This is a genomic window from Mesobacillus jeotgali (assembly GCF_031759225.1).
In the GTDB taxonomy this organism is placed as follows: Bacteria; Bacillota; Bacilli; order Bacillales; family Cytobacillaceae; genus Mesobacillus; species Mesobacillus jeotgali_B.
In genome coordinates this window covers 2,211,466-2,226,189 of the sequence record NZ_CP134494.1, presented here as the reverse complement: position 1 = coordinate 2,226,189, position 14,724 = coordinate 2,211,466, and the positions used below count along the sequence as shown (strand labels likewise).

The 14,724-nt window shown below is 43.2% G+C and carries 14 protein-coding genes; 3 read left to right on the top strand and 11 right to left on the bottom strand.

Annotated elements, in window-relative coordinates; all coding sequences use genetic code 11:
- Nucleotides 1-300, top strand: coding sequence for a cytochrome aa3 quinol oxidase subunit IV (qoxD, locus tag RH061_RS11140; protein ID WP_311076100.1), 300 nt, complete (start codon nt 1-3; stop codon nt 298-300).
- Nucleotides 301-1,338: 1,038 nt separating this feature from the next.
- On the opposite strand, the gene RH061_RS11135 is transcribed toward qoxD, so the two are convergent.
- The 5 genes from RH061_RS11135 to RH061_RS11110 form a co-directional block, all read right to left on the bottom strand.
- A complete protein-coding gene (locus tag RH061_RS11135; protein ID WP_311076098.1) occupies nt 1,339-1,554 on the bottom strand; it encodes a hypothetical protein in 216 nt (71 codons plus the stop codon).
- Between the two features lie 224 nt (nt 1,555-1,778).
- The gene (locus RH061_RS11130) at nt 1,779-2,591 is read right to left on the bottom strand and encodes a DUF2935 domain-containing protein (RefSeq protein ID WP_311076096.1); all 813 of its coding nucleotides are present in this window, start codon (nt 2,589-2,591) and stop codon (nt 1,779-1,781) included.
- A gap of 1,163 nt (nt 2,592-3,754) precedes the next feature.
- Complete coding sequence (locus tag RH061_RS11125; RefSeq protein ID WP_311076094.1) at nt 3,755-3,967, bottom strand: hypothetical protein; 213 nt, start codon at nt 3,965-3,967, stop codon at nt 3,755-3,757.
- 121 nt (nt 3,968-4,088) lie between these two features.
- Complete coding sequence (locus tag RH061_RS11120; protein WP_311076092.1) at nt 4,089-5,255, bottom strand: TraB/GumN family protein; 1,167 nt, start codon at nt 5,253-5,255, stop codon at nt 4,089-4,091.
- 426 nt (nt 5,256-5,681) lie between these two features.
- The gene (locus RH061_RS11110) at nt 5,682-6,239 is read right to left on the bottom strand and encodes a YdhK family protein (protein WP_311076089.1); all 558 of its coding nucleotides are present in this window, start codon (nt 6,237-6,239) and stop codon (nt 5,682-5,684) included.
- Nucleotides 6,240-6,395: 156 nt separating this feature from the next.
- Here RH061_RS11110 and RH061_RS11105 point away from each other — a divergent pair, with 156 nt between their 5' ends.
- On the top strand, nt 6,396-8,228 hold the full coding sequence (locus RH061_RS11105) for an alkaline phosphatase family protein (protein ID WP_311076087.1): 1,833 nt from the start codon (nt 6,396-6,398) through the stop codon (nt 8,226-8,228).
- Nucleotides 8,229-8,366: 138 nt separating this feature from the next.
- On the opposite strand, the gene RH061_RS11100 is transcribed toward RH061_RS11105, so the two are convergent.
- Entirely contained in the window at nt 8,367-8,834 is a 468-nt protein-coding gene (locus RH061_RS11100) for a GNAT family N-acetyltransferase (protein ID WP_311076086.1), read from the bottom strand.
- 58 nt (nt 8,835-8,892) lie between these two features.
- Here RH061_RS11100 and RH061_RS11095 point away from each other — a divergent pair, with 58 nt between their 5' ends.
- Nucleotides 8,893-9,069: an H-type small acid-soluble spore protein gene (locus RH061_RS11095; RefSeq protein WP_311076085.1), complete on the top strand. Its 177-nt coding sequence runs from the start codon at nt 8,893-8,895 to the stop codon at nt 9,067-9,069.
- Nucleotides 9,070-9,125: 56 nt separating this feature from the next.
- Here RH061_RS11095 and fdhD read toward each other — a convergent pair whose 3' ends face one another.
- The 5 genes from fdhD to RH061_RS11070 form a co-directional block, all read right to left on the bottom strand.
- The gene (gene fdhD, locus RH061_RS11090) at nt 9,126-9,920 is read right to left on the bottom strand and encodes a formate dehydrogenase accessory sulfurtransferase FdhD (RefSeq protein ID WP_311076369.1); all 795 of its coding nucleotides are present in this window, start codon (nt 9,918-9,920) and stop codon (nt 9,126-9,128) included.
- Between the two features lie 221 nt (nt 9,921-10,141).
- A complete protein-coding gene (locus tag RH061_RS11085) occupies nt 10,142-10,354 on the bottom strand; it encodes a heavy-metal-associated domain-containing protein (protein WP_311076083.1) in 213 nt (70 codons plus the stop codon).
- 12 nt (nt 10,355-10,366) lie between these two features.
- Entirely contained in the window at nt 10,367-10,864 is a 498-nt protein-coding gene (locus RH061_RS11080; RefSeq protein WP_311076080.1) for a helical membrane plugin domain-containing protein, read from the bottom strand.
- A complete protein-coding gene (gene fdhF, locus RH061_RS11075; RefSeq protein WP_311076078.1) occupies nt 10,839-13,820 on the bottom strand; it encodes a formate dehydrogenase subunit alpha in 2,982 nt (993 codons plus the stop codon). The genes RH061_RS11080 and fdhF overlap by 26 nt, the downstream gene beginning before the upstream one ends.
- Nucleotides 13,813-14,682 carry a formate/nitrite transporter family protein gene (locus RH061_RS11070; RefSeq protein ID WP_311076077.1) on the bottom strand — a complete coding sequence of 290 codons (870 nt, stop codon included), beginning with the start codon at nt 14,680-14,682 and terminating at the stop codon, nt 13,813-13,815. Before RH061_RS11070 ends, fdhF begins: the two co-directional genes overlap by 8 nt.
- Between the last annotated feature and the right edge of the window lie 42 nt (nt 14,683-14,724).

The window sequence follows — 14,724 nt, the reverse complement described above, 5'->3', positions numbered from 1 at the left end:
ATGGATAAGCATTCAAAAAGCTTCCCGATCAGCCATGTCTTTGGATTCTTTATGTCGCTCGTACTAACGTTTGGTGCAGCATGGATTGCCCTGCAGAGCTCCCTTTCAATGAAGGCAGTCATGTGGATCATCGGCACACTGGCAGTTGCTCAGGCCGGTATCCAGCTATACATGTTCATGCACATCAATGAAGGCGATGATAAAGTAACGAATAATATCAATATCATATACTCAGCTTTTATCGCAGTCGTCATTGTTGCAGGATCCATCTGGGTTATGACTTCAGGACACTCGCATTAAAATAACTAAAACCAGGTTTTCCTTAGGGGATGACCTGGTTTTTTTATTGCTGGTAAATTGTTTTGTAGTATGCCGGTTTGCTGCTGGTACCCCAACTTGTAGATTCCTGATTTAGACTCTGCTCCGGTGGTGGAGTATTGAACGATTGGATTTGGCTTTAGAGGCTTTTGATGCTGCTTAACTTTGTGCGTGATTGGCTTTGGTTTTGTCCGAAGTTACCTCTACTTCGGACAACTTTGGCATGATGAGCTTCGATTTTGTCGGAACCCTGACCTACTTCAGACAATTTCCGCTTGATGAGCTTGAGTTTTGTCCGAACATGACGCTACTTCGGACAACTTTCGCTTGATTGGCTTCGATTTTGTCCGAACTTGGCCCTATTTCAGACAACTTTTGCATGATGAGCTTCGATCTTGTCCGAACCTTGACCTACTTCAGACAACTTTGGCCTGATGAGCTTCTATTTTGTCCGAACCCTGACCTACTTCGGACAATTTCCGCTTGATTGGCTTCGATTTTGTCCGAACTTGGACCTACTTCGGACAACTTTCGCTTGATTGGCTTCGGTTTTGTCCGAACATGACGCTACTTCGGACAACTTTGGCTTGATGAGCTTCGATTTTGTCCGAACATGACGCTACTTCGGACAACTTTCGCTTGATTGGCATCGATTTTGTCCGAACTTGGCCCTACTTCGGACAACTTTCGCTTAATCGGCTTCGATTTTGTCCGAACATGACGCTACTTCAGACAACTTTGGCCTGATGGGCTTCGATTTTGTCCGAACATGACGCTACTTCGGACAACTTTCGCTTGATGAGCTTCGATTTTGTCCGAACATGACGCTACTTCAGACAACTTTGACCTGATTGGCATCGATTTTGTCCGAACTTGCCACTACTTCAGACAACTTTTGCTTGATGAGCTTCGATTTTGTCCGAACACTTTCGATAACATTCTCTACTTCAGCCACTAACCGGTCAAAAACCACTTATTCCCTTATCCCGACTTACTTAACATGATTGGCTAAAATTGAATTTAAACCTTTGCCATCTCGTTTTTGCGGCCTTTAATCAAACGTAAACGAGGCAACTTGCCTTCTTTCCTGAATAAAGAAAACATCGCAAAGTTAAATGCTGCAAGGAACAGTGATAGGACGGCATGCTGGAATCCGTGTGATGCCAATGCCAGGAATCCGCTTACAAGACAATACAAACCAACAATTAGATAAAAATACATAAGAAGTTTTCCCACTTCTCATTCCCCCACTTTTTCGTATGTATTTTTTATATTAACAGAATTTATAAAAAAAATGTCACATAATGTTCACATTTTACTCTTTATTTTTTCATAATTTAAGTAGCAACCCAGTTTGCACTCTCTATCTTCCCACAAAAAAACAACGGGCATTATACCCGTTGTTCTCTTTCCCCTTTGTTCTTGCTTTTCCGGTAATAGCGAAAAGCCTGTATAGAATCTTAAAAAGATGGTTTGGATAATGAGCAATTGCCGACCAGAGCCTGTAATCTTGGTTCGTAGTAACTTAAGCTGGCGAGAAAGTAACATGTTTCAGGGAAGTGGTGTTCGAGAAACCGTAGATTGGATTTATTCAAAAGAGTATCTCCTTTATACTTTGCCACCATTTGCTTTATGAACTGATTCATTTCCAGGGTGGTCATTCCGACTTCATAAATAAATTCCTGCTGTCGGGCAAAGCCTGGCTGCTTTACTCTTAAGTAATTTTTCAAATGATGGTTTTGGACGATATACAGCTGGAATCTTCGTTTGAATTCCTGCGCGGCCGTGTTTGCTCCCACTTCAATTGGGTCAAGCAGATTCTCGAAAAGCACAGCGTGCCCGAGCTGATCTTCGAGCCAAAGGTCCATTATTTGAGTAATAGTCAGCGGAACTGGTTCCTGACCTTGTACGAGATAGCTTAGAATCCTTAAATATTCCTGGTTTTCACTAAGAGTACCGTTTAGATAAGTAGGTGACAGATTCAAGTTCACTTTATTGTCGATCCGGAGAGACTGCAAAGTACCTTCAAAATCATAATAATTTTTAGCAAGCTTCCATGCTCTTCTTGAAAAATCAATCATTTGACTGTCCTGATAGTCAGCATCACGAGGAATAGTTTGTAGCTTAGCTAAAAGATTGTCGTATAAGCCGATGAATTGGTTGGCGATTTCTACATACTCACTCTCGACTGGCGATAACCCATCCCTGACAAAAAAAGCATGATCCTGCAGCATTTCAATCCAAAATGAATGTTCATCCCAAAGAGAAATCATATCTCTCCCCCTCCTTTTCCTACTTATACTTACTGTTCAAAAGAAGAAGAAATGATGACCGGCAGAAATTCCTAAATACACTCATCTTTTACCATGAATTGAAGATACTAAGAAAAATCTAATTCAATTCTCTCCCAAAAGGTGTTGCTGATGAAAAACTTGAAACTATACATATTTTTAATGGCCGTCCTGCCCTGGCTCTCATTGCCCCTTCTTGGTAAACGAACATTCAAAAAGTTCCTCCCAGGTACCTTGTTCATGGGAATATATTTAATGTTCGAAGGAAGGTTGGCTGAGAAGAGAAAATGGTGGTGGTTCCCTTTTCAAATCAAACCAAATGTATTAGGTGAATTGCCCTTAATATGGGGGCCCTTCTTTATTGGATCATTCTGGATCATGAAATACACTTATAAAAAATTCAATTTATACTTATTGGTCAATATCCTGATTGACTCATTATTCACTTATTATGGTCTCGATATTTTCAAAAAATATGGTTATGTCTCATTGGTGCGCCTAACTAAATTTCAGTTATCAATAGTTTTTTTAATCAAGACCTTCGTTTTATATGGGTTCCAGGTATTTTACGACAAGTTCGTTAGGGGAATATCCGATAGGCATCATCAATAATTAAAGTCTAAATGAACATAATATAAATAGGTCAATGGAAAGTGAGATGAGTGGAATGGCAAGACAAGGGATGAGTAACAAAGATCAAACTAGGGAGCAAATAGAAAAGCATGATGAAAGTAATGATATTGAACTGGGCTCCGAGTTCCAGATCGGAAATTCAAAATCACAGAGTCAGAAAAAAAGCGGAAGACAAGCAAATAAGAAATAACTAAGACGCCCTTCTACTTGTGGGCGTCTTTTCTTCTGAGTTACAGCTCATCAAAGCCAGGAATAAATTTCTGAAAGTTATTTGAAATTTAAAGTTTTAGAAGAGGAATCACCGGGAAGGTACGTAATAAGATTGATATTGGGAGGTGTTGAAGGTGAGTTTGTTGTACAGCAAGGCAATGGAAGCTTTTAAAAAGGATGCTGAGCGGCAGAATGATTTTCAAAAGAACTCAACTAGAAAGGCGAACAAATAATCCGCCTTCCAGGTTGTCCATTCATCTTCTTATCATCCCTAAAATGAGGATGATTTTTTTTGTTGGCATTTAATTGTTCAAATGCGCACTTCCGATTGCCCTGAGAATCAGGCTGATGATCGCCGCGAAAAGGACAGTTGAAAATAATAATAAGAGATGGATTTCACTTTGAAGAAACTTCGTTAAAATAATGTTATTCAAGGAAGCAATAGCAAGGACCCCTATTATATATAAAAAATGTATCAAGACCGAAATCGACAGCGCAGGCTTTAAGACGTTCATTATATCACTCCAGGAAAAATGGTTCTCCTTACTTATTCCATATTATGTAACCAAATTCCTCTTTTTTCGCCAAATTTTTTACAGAAAAAAAAACGAAATCATGTAGATTCCGTCCTGATTTTTATAGATTCTCGATGAAGACTCTGATGACATCGGCGCCGCCAATGAAGGTACCGAGGGAACTTCCAAGGTTCGAAAGTACGACGATCAGCAATATCCGGCTGACTTTGTTTCGCCAGAATCCTTTAAAACTGAACACATCTTCAGATAGTGTCTCAAAATCCTTAACATTCGGCCTGCGTACATACGCCTGTGCCAAACCGGCAAACCAGCCTGCGGCGAGCAAAGGATTTAATGAAGTGATAGGCGCCGCTATAAATGCAGTCACTATCGTCAGTGGATGTCCCATCGCAATCGCTGCTCCCAGTGCAGAAAGGCTGCCGTTCCACAAAATCCAGCTGATCGTTTGTGAATAACCTGCAGATGGATTAGCGAAAAAAGTATAGGCGATAATAGCGAGTATCAATACAGGAATGCTCCAGCCTATGACTTTAGGCCAATTGGATTTCGGCGGGATCGCTCTTAGTTTCTTCAAGTCATGCTCTTTTTTGATTTCTTCCTTGATTCCCGGTACATGTGCCGCTCCAAGGACAGCGACGATTTTTTCTCCAGGTGCATCCTTGATTTTCTGTGCCAAGTACTGATCACGCTCATCAATCAATGGCTTTTTCAGACGAGGGAATGTCTCGGTGAATTCATTCAGCATCGCGTTGATGGTATCCTGTTCCTTGAGCTTTTCCAGTTCCTCCTCCGAGATACTGTCCCTGCTGAAGATGCTCGTAATGATTTGGCTTAGCAATAATGCCTTCCCTTTTAACCCAAGGTTGCCCCAGATACGGGAAAAAGTAATCTGGATATTGCGATCTGCCAGGACAAGTTCTGCTCCAACTTCCTTTGCGGATTCTATTCCCTGAATCATTTCCTGCCCTGCTTTGATGCCAAGCTCCTTTGCCATCCGGTTTTGGAAAGAAGAAATAGCCAGATTCATCAATAATAAGGAAGCCCGTTTTTCTTTGATGACCTGGATGATATCCATCTCTTGCCACTTTGAGCCCTCGGTGATCGTTTGATATCGCTGCTCGTCCAACTCGACGCAGACAGAATCCGGTCTCTCTGCTTCAATTACCTCTTTAACCTGCTCAGCACTATGTTTAGAGACATGTGCAGTTCCAATCAGTATGTATTCCTTGCCATTCATTTCTATTCTCGTAATATTTTCCTCGCCCATAGATACCTTCCTTTTAATAGACCCATGCAAGCCAACTATATGTATTATATATTTCGAAACAAAGTTTATGATTCATTTTACCATTATAACATGAACAATAGTCCCAATTATAAAGATATTTTCCGAGCAAATGATAATTGCCAGATTGAATCGGCAGCAAACGATCTAGATAGGCAGAAAAAGACCGCTCAAAAGTAAACATTTACTTCTGTGCGGTCCGGATTAAAATTTATTTTGAATAGCTTGTTTTAATTGAGGATGATTTCCTGTTATTCATCATTTTCTTCACGATTGGATAAAGAACAGGTCCCCACTTAAGCGCCGTTCTGATTAACTTATTCATGTGTCATCCCTCCTCAAGTCTTAGTAGGTATATACCCTGACTAAACGAGAGTCAACCCTGCATGATTTTGGCAATATCGGTACTTATTTAGCAGGAGAAAGTTCGTCCTCCGTCACCCATTGATGGTTCGTAACTTTTTCAGACCCATCAGTCGGCGTGAAATCAACCATATACACAGTCATTTCTTCAGCTGTATCGATGACTGCCTTTGCTCCATGCATTCCTTCCATATGATCGGTATTGATGGTTGCTTCATCCCCTGGCTTTAATGGTTCGTCTCCGGCTTCAAGCAGTTCCTCATGGATGACCCACTTATGCTGTTCTACACGATCTCCCCCATTCGTCGGATCATAAGATAATGAATAGACGACGGTGTCATAGGCACCGACAATCGTCGCTTCTGCCCCTTTCATGCCAGGCATATGATCGTCAGTTATGATTGCCTTGCTGCCAACTTTGTATGCTGGATTCGCGGCTTCCTGCAATCCTTCAGGTAAATCGCCCGATCCTGAATGCTCCATATTTCCATGGCTGTTGTGATTTTCATTGCTGGACTTTTCCTCTTCACCGGTGCAGGCAGTTAAAAATAATGCTGTTGTCATTGATAGCAGTACCATTAAAAGCTTCTTGTTTAATTTCATCCCTTTTTACCCTCCTATTTTTAAGAAATTTATAACATTTATTTATGCAGATTTTATGAAGTAGCTTGTTGCTAACTGAATAGCTAATTTTCAAAAAGTTTTAATCCCCTGAAAAATAGGTAAAACCCTTATATAACATCTAAGTAGGGAGAATCTATGACAACAAGATTTTTAAAAGTAATCATCCTATTCATTATTTTTTCAAGCATCAATATGACACTTGCAAAAGCAGAAACAGATCGCCAGGTAATCCTTATTTCTTTTGACGGCATGCGGAACGACCTCACAAGGACTTATGTGAAGAACGGGAAACTGCCTAATATAAAAAATGTGATTGAGAAAGGAACGATCGCTAAATACGCTAAAACTGTAAGCCCGTCACTTACAGCCCCATCACATGCAGCGATTGCCACAGGAGCGACTCCGCTGAAAACATCAATCGTCAGCAATGCCTGGCAGCAGAAAGATGCATCATTAACGAACCAGAAAAGTGCCTTTCTAAGTGAATTTGAGGTTGACCCTCTTTGGGTAGCAGCCAGGGAGCAAGGGAAAACGACTGCAACAGTGGCTTTTGCTGGAGCAAATCCTTCCACAGGTAGGCAAGCAGACTATACGATATATTACGGAGATACTTGGTCTTCCAGCAAACAAGAGAAATTTAGATTCTCAGAAGCATCAGGCTGGAGTAACAAACCAGAAAGCTTTAGCCCGCTGATGGAAACATCCTTCACCATCAAGGTCGAGGATGGCAAAAACAAAGAGATGCAGATACTCGCATTCGATACAACCAACGATCAGAAAAAGAATTACGACAGATACATTGTTTCAGACAATAAATCAATTGATCATAGTGGAGTAAACACAAAAGATTGGGGCTCGGTCAGCATCCAGGTTGATGAAAACCAGACTGCTGGTTTTTGGTTCAAGTTCACATCCATCGATCCAGCATTGGACAAAGAGGCGGTCATGTACCGATCACAGGTAACATCAGGTTTAATTGATGGACCAAATGGATTTGCAGCACGGATTAAGGAAGAATTTGGATTTTTCCCGCCTCAAGATGATGACACCGCCCTTGAGAATGGCTGGATAACGAGGAAGGAGTATGAAGAAATATCGGAGAGATTCGTAAACTGGGTAACAGATGTATCACTTTTCATAAAAGATGAGTACCAGCCCGATTTGCTGATGTTTTACGCACCGCAAATTGATCTTCAGGAGCATAAGTACCTTCTGACAGATCCAAGGCAGCCTGATTATTCAACTGAAAAATCCAAGAAGTACATGGAATATATCGAATGGTCCTATAAGGTTGCTGACAAGGTCGTTGGGAAGACTGTCCAATCCCTGGACGAGAATGACAATCTCTTCATTGTTTCGGACCATGGAATGGAACCGGCGCATTCAGCTCTTGAGCCTAATAAGATCCTAAAAGACAATGGTCTTCTTGTGTTAAATGCTGAAGGAGAAATAGATTATAGAAAGTCAAAAGCAATAGCGATATCGAGTGGTTCAGCAGCCCACGTATACATCAATCTGCAATCGAGAGAAAAGCATGGAGTCGTTCCTGAAGAAGACTATGAGCAGATTCGTGATGACATTATCAAGGCGTTCGAAGGTGTACAAGTGAATAGGAATGAAAATGGGCCAGTCATCAAGCATCATCTAAAGGGTATTTGGAGCAGCACCATGAACTTATCTTTTAACGGATTGCAAGAAGACACAAAGAGCCTGCTTGGCTATCTGACGAATGCCAAAGTACATCCCTATCAGGATATCAAGAAAATTACCCAAAAAGAGGATTTAAAGGACCGGAATGCCGGGGATGTTCTGCTATTGGCTGCTCCAGGATATATTATGGGGGAAGGCATATCAAAAATCGTAAAGCCAACAACGGAGTTAGGGACGCATGGCGGAAACCCAGAGCGTGAAAGACTTAAAGCGGTATTCATGGCATGGGTGCAGATATTCAGGCTGGCAAGCAGATAAATCCGATTTCTAATTTGGATATTGCGCCAACAATCTATAAGGTGCTTGGGCTGGAAACTCCCTCATATGTTGAAGGGAAGAGGATAAATGAAATAACTGAATAATAGCTAAGGGCGAATCGATCCCGATTCGCCTTCTTTATAGTTTCTTTTCCATGACCCATAATGGCTTGTCACGGAATTGTATTTGTTTTAATTGCTGAAACCCCTGTTTTGCCCAAAACGACAATCCAGGTTGATTTGCAGCAAAACATCCCAATCGTACTTCCGATATTCCACGGTCTACCATCATATTCTCATACATAGCCAGGGCTTTTTCCGCGATTGACTTCCTAGTCCAGTCTTTATGTATAATTAACAGGCCAAGCCATGGTTTTCCGTCTCTGGGATTCCTCATGATAAAATCAATGATTCCAATGAGTTTTCCTTCTGCTTCTATTAGGTACCTCTCTTTCTCGAGTTCTTTCCCCTCTTCATGCTCCTCCATCAAATCTTTTTCATCCAATATCCGCTTACCTTCCGAAAGCAAATTATAGTCTGGATGAGAATTCATGATCTCCATCTCTACTGGAATCTGAGCCGGATTGCTTTTGACAAATTTCATCATTCTCTCCCTCTGCATAATGTTTCTGTTATTAGTTCATTTTAAGTATGAGGTGATATCCATGGATTTGCAAAGGGTAAAAGAAATCCTGTCTGCCCAAGATGAAGTCTCTGTCCACTATCATGGAGTACCGATTTGGATTGAAAGCATAGATTCTACTTCAAGTATGGCGGTCATTTCGTCACGAGGAACCCAAGAAGAAAGACAGCTTGTATCGATCGACAGCCTGGCAGAATGATTAAAAGAGGCTCTCCTGCTGGAGAGCCTCTTAACATGTATTCAGGAGGCGCAGGTTCAGCCAAGAACCACTCTTTCCTGTCCCGTGTATACATTCAGAGAATCATTGCGAACAAAACCTATTGTCGTTATCCCCAAATCCTCAGCAAGTTTTAAGGCAAGGGCAGTAGGTGCTGATTTTGAAAGAACAATTTCGCAGCCAATCTTGGATGCTTTCAAGAGGATTTCTGCGGATATCCTGCCGCTGAAAGCAAGAATCTTGTCTGTGAGCGGTATATTGTTTTTAAGGCAGTACCCATATATTTTATCTAGGGCATTATGTCTCCCAATATCCATGCGTGAAATCACTACCTTGCCTTCCTGGCAAAGGGCCGCATTATGAACTCCTCCAGTGTTCTGAAATACGGTTGATGATTCCTGCATTTCGCTCATAAGTGAAAAGCAGTCCCGTGTTGAAATTTTTACCCGTACCCTGTCCATTTTTTTAGCAGTCAATGCATCATTTATGAACACGAACCCCTGCCTTCCAGCTCCACAACATGATGTGATGTATCTTTTGCCCTGGAAATTCAGGTAATACGGATTTAACTTCTTCGTTTTTACATGTGCAGTGCCTGACTTACCATCTATCCAAACATCTTCTAATTCGTCGTATTTGCGAATAACCCCTTCAGAAGCCAAAAAACCTGTGACAAGGTCTTCGATATAATCCGGCGAGCAAACCAGAGTGGCAAACTCTGTCCCATTGATTTTTATAGTCACAGGATGTTCTGTAACGATACTATCCTCAATTCGTTCTGCAAGTCCGTTACCGTATCTGATGATTTCCCGTTTCACTTCAATTGGTTCCAGTGCTTTGCCACCTCGTTCCATCTGTTTTGCCTACTTCCTAAGGAGTTTAATTTTGAAATTAATATGCCAAGTCACCTAAAGGCGGTGTTTTCCGGTCCTCTCGGCAGCTATCACATACATGAAGCTTTACAGCTTGAAATATTTCTTCCTGATTTTCCACAAACCCTTCTTTTCTTCCGCATACTTCACAAATTCTCATTTTCGTCACCTCTTATGAACATTTATTCACTCATTAGTTCAAAGCCGGCTTCACGCACTGCCTGCTCAAAATCAGCCGGGGATGCCATCCTTTCATCGAACATTATGGACACAGTTTTGTGCTGCGAGCTGGCTTCAGCCTGGGAAATTCCCCAGACATGAAGCATTGCCTCGGTGAGTTTCTCGGCATCTTCGGTTGTGTGTAAATTACTGATCCTGAAAGTCTTTTCCTGCACAATGATTCCTCCCTAATCCCTCTTTTCCCTGCTACGCAGGAAGGCCTCTCCCATCCCTTCCATAAAATCAACCATGGTCGTCATCGCAGCACGGATCTCCGGACTGCGGAGCCTTATTCTCATTTTCCAGATGCTTTGCTTCTTGCCTTTTTCCCCGGTTTGGGACATCCTCTTCAAACCAAGAGAGACCCCTGTCAAGAGAGTTTCGAGCTGGGAAGGCTGCATTCCCCCAAGAAACTTAAACAGTCCGAAACCGCTTTTGATGATATTATGGACAGCAGGCTGGTTGACCTGCTGCATCGCAATGACTCCTACCTCGTTGCGCTGCTTTAACAAGGAATCTGCTGTTTCGAAGACTTTCACTTCGTGGAGTTCTTTTGCCAGCTCGATCATCGATAGGACTGCTTCCTTATTATCAGCTAGTGCCTGCAGGATTTCTTCAACTGCCTGGGCCCGTTCTTCCGTTTCGTTTGGAACCTGTCTGCTAATTTGCCTGATCGCTTTCGCCATAATACCCCTCCTTCAAATCATCTATTTCGGAAATTGGTATATAGTCAGAACGCTGCCACTTTTCCTCGACCTTCACGCTGATTTGCGGGATTCTGTTTCCAAAGCGGTGGTTGTGTTTCGGAAGCGGCGGCTCTCCTGATGTTTCAAGCACTTCCATCTTGACTCCCATTTCCTTATAAGCTGGAGTATGGGTAATGAGATCGTGATAGCTGCTTGTCAGCCTGTTCACTGCCTCGTTATCCTCTGCGGTATTCATCGGCAGATACAATTCATGGCCCTTTACCCTGTCAGTCACAATCACGCGGACTTCGACCTGCCCATATGGTGAAGTCAGTCCGACAAGGGCTCCATCTTCTAGCTTTCGTTCCGTTGCAAGCTCAGGTGAGATCTCGAGCCATACATCCGGAACCTTATGCACAAGACCCTCTGTTCTGTGTGTCATATTTCCCTCGTGGAAATGCTCCAATATCCTGCCATTGTTTAAATGCAGATCGAATTCCTTGCCCGGGTCAAACGGAACGGTCCACTCGACAGGAAATAGCCTTGCCTTCCCATCAGGAAATCCAAATTTATCAGTATACAATAATGGTGTATCGGTTCCGTCAGCTTTAACCGGCCAGACAAGCGACTCCCATTCTTCCAGCCGTTCATAGCTCACTCCAGCAAATATATTTGCTAGCTTTGCCGCCTCATCCATAATTTCTGAAGGATGCTGATAGTTCCAGTCAGCACCAAGCCGATTCGCCAACTCCTGAAAAATCAGCCAGTCAGGCTTTGAATCCCCCAGCGGCTCAAAGACCTTGTAGAATCTTTGGATCCGCCTTTCGGTATTTGTAAAAGTCCCGTCCTTTTCCAGGCTAGGCGCTGCCGGTAAAACAACATCCGCAAATTGTGCTGTTTTACTGAAGAAGATATCCTGGACGACAAAGAAGTCAAGTTTTTCAAAGGTTGAATGGACATAGTTGGAGTTTGCATCCACGATGGCCATATCCTCTCCGAATAGATACAATGCTTTCATTTTTCCCTTATTGATGGCTTCGACCATGTGGTGATTGTCATAGCCAGGGTTTTCAGGCAAATCAACACCCCAGGCCTCCTTATACTTGGCCCTGACTTCTTCATCGTTTACAGGCTCATAACCTGGCATCCAAGGAGGAAGCGTGCCAAAATCACAAGCCCCCTGGACATTGTTATGACCGCGTAATGGATAGGCGCCTGTCCCGGTGCGCCCATAATTACCGGTTACCAGCAACAAATTCGAAATGGCGGTACTTGTGTCTGACGCCCCCATATGCTGAGTAACTCCCATTGCCCAGAGAATACAGACTGATTTTGCTTCCTTGATCATTTCTGCCAGACGCAACAGTTCCTCCATGGTGAGCCCTGTTTTTTCAACAGCATACTCCAATGTATATTTTGCAAGAGAGGCCTTGAATTCTTCTACACCATTCACGCGTTCTGCAAGGAAACCCGCATCCTCCCAACCCTGGTCAAAAAAGTATTTTGCAATCGCACTCAGCCAAATAATATCCGTACCTGGTTTAGGGTGGAGATGGACATCCGCCCTTTGTGCCAGTTCATTCTCCCTTAAATCAACAACGACAAGCTTCTGGCCATGGAGTTTGTGCTCACGCTTGATTCGTGTTGCCAAAACAGGGTGAGACTCGGCTGGATTCGCGCCGACAACGATCACAAGCTCTGACGCAATGATATCCTCCATTGTTCCGGAATCTCCGCCAAGTCCTACAGTCCGCATCAACCCGGTAGTAGCAGGAGACTGGCAATACCTCGAGCAATTATCAACATTATTAGTTCCCATGATGGCACGTGCGAACTTTTGGAAGAGAAAGTTTTCCTCATTTGAGCATTTCGATGAAGCGATATAGCCTATGGCATCCGGGCCATGCTCTTCCCTGATTCCGGAAAGCTTATCAGCAATCAATGACAGAGCTTCATCCCAGGTCGCCTCAACAAATTCTTCTCCTTTTCGGATAAGCGGCTTGGTCAGGCGTTCTTCACTGTTAACGAAATCCCAGCCCCATTTACCTTTGACACAGGTAGAGATCCCGTTGACCGGTGCCTCTGTCTTCGTCTGGATTTTCAGGATTTCCCGGTCCTTTGTCCAGACCTCAAAGCTGCAGCCGACTCCGCAATATGTACAGACCGTCTTCGTTCGTTTAATCCGGGCCTTCCGCATTGCTGCTTCCACCTCGGATACAGCAAAGATTTCACGATAACCAGGCTCCACCTCTTTTGTCATATCAATCATCGGCGCAAGAATGTTCGGAGCAATCCCTGTCAGGAAACCGGCATTCCCAAGCATTGATTTTTCCATGAGAGCGTTACAAGGACAGACATTCACGCAATGGCCGCAGGATACACATGAAGATTGGTCAATCGGAACGTCATCATCCCAGATCACCCGAGGAACTTCACGGCTCCAGTCAATCGTAAGTGTTTCATTCACCTGCAAGTCCTGACATGCCTCAACGCAGCGTCCGCAAAGGATACATTGGTCAGGCTCGTACCGGTAAAATGGATGTGAATTATCGGGCGGATACGGTTTTGCCTGGAATGGATACTTTTGATGTGCGAGTCCCATATCTTCAACGGTATTATGAATCGTACAGTTTCCGTTGTTGTTATCACAAACAGTACAATACAGTTCATGATTTTTTAGGATTCTCGACATAGCCTCATACTGGGCAGACTTCACTTCATCTGACATTGTATCGACTTTCATGCCCGGCTCGGCCTTTATCGTACAAGACCGTGTCAATTGTCCATCTACCTCCACATAACAGGTATCACATGTCTGGATTGTCCCCAAATCGGGATGGTAACAGATACCAGGGATGAAAACATCTTCAGCTCTTGCTACTTCTAAAATTTTCTGCCCTTCTACGGCACTGTATTCCTTGCCATTTATTTGGATCGTGAATTTTGAATCACTCATTTACCTGCCTCCTTAATCCAACTCTCGTCAATCCATGTCGGTTCGTTCCCGACTGGTTCGGCCTTCGCTTGGTCTCCTTCCTGGTACCCGTCTCCAATGTTCCGCGATAAGCAATCCAGTAAAACACGGAGACAAACACAGTACCCCCTATTGCATTACCAATGAAGACCGGAATAAAGTTCCTGATAAAATCACTCCAACTATAATATCCAGAGAAGATTGCCGCTGGAATCACGAACATATTGGCGACCACGTGCTGGAAACCTATGGCGACAAAAGCCATGATTGGAAACCAGATTGCCAGAATCTTGCCGCCGATATCCTCCGCGCCATATGAAAGCCAAACAGCCAATCCGACCAGCCAATTGCAGCCAATGGCCGATACAAGAGATGCCATAAAACCATGGTCCAGCTTACCGCCAGCAATCGCAACCGTCTTGTCAAGATAAGGACCAGTAGATGTTAGTTCTGCGACCTGGCCAAAGAAATAGGCGACGAACAATGCGCCCAAAAAATTAAACAAGGTAATCCAAAACCAATTTTTCAAAAGCATGCCAAGGGAGATTCTCTTCGCCAAATAGGCCATCGAAACGGCCATCATATTCCCTGTCAACAGTTCTCCGCCGGCAATGATGATTAAAATAAGTCCTACAGGAAAAACTGCCGCACCGATCAAAGAGCTTAGCGTCCCCCATTCCTCAGGAAGACTGGCGATTACCCGGATATCAAGTAAGTAGCCAAGGGAAATAAAAGCCCCTCCTAGAAAACCCAGGACCAGTATACTGGAAAAAGGCAGGTGTGCCTTCTTCTGTCCATGTTCAACTGTCAGTTGAGCAATTTTATAAGGCGGATGATATGCCAAGGGTCATTCAACTCCTTTAATTTCCCTAAATAATATTTACAT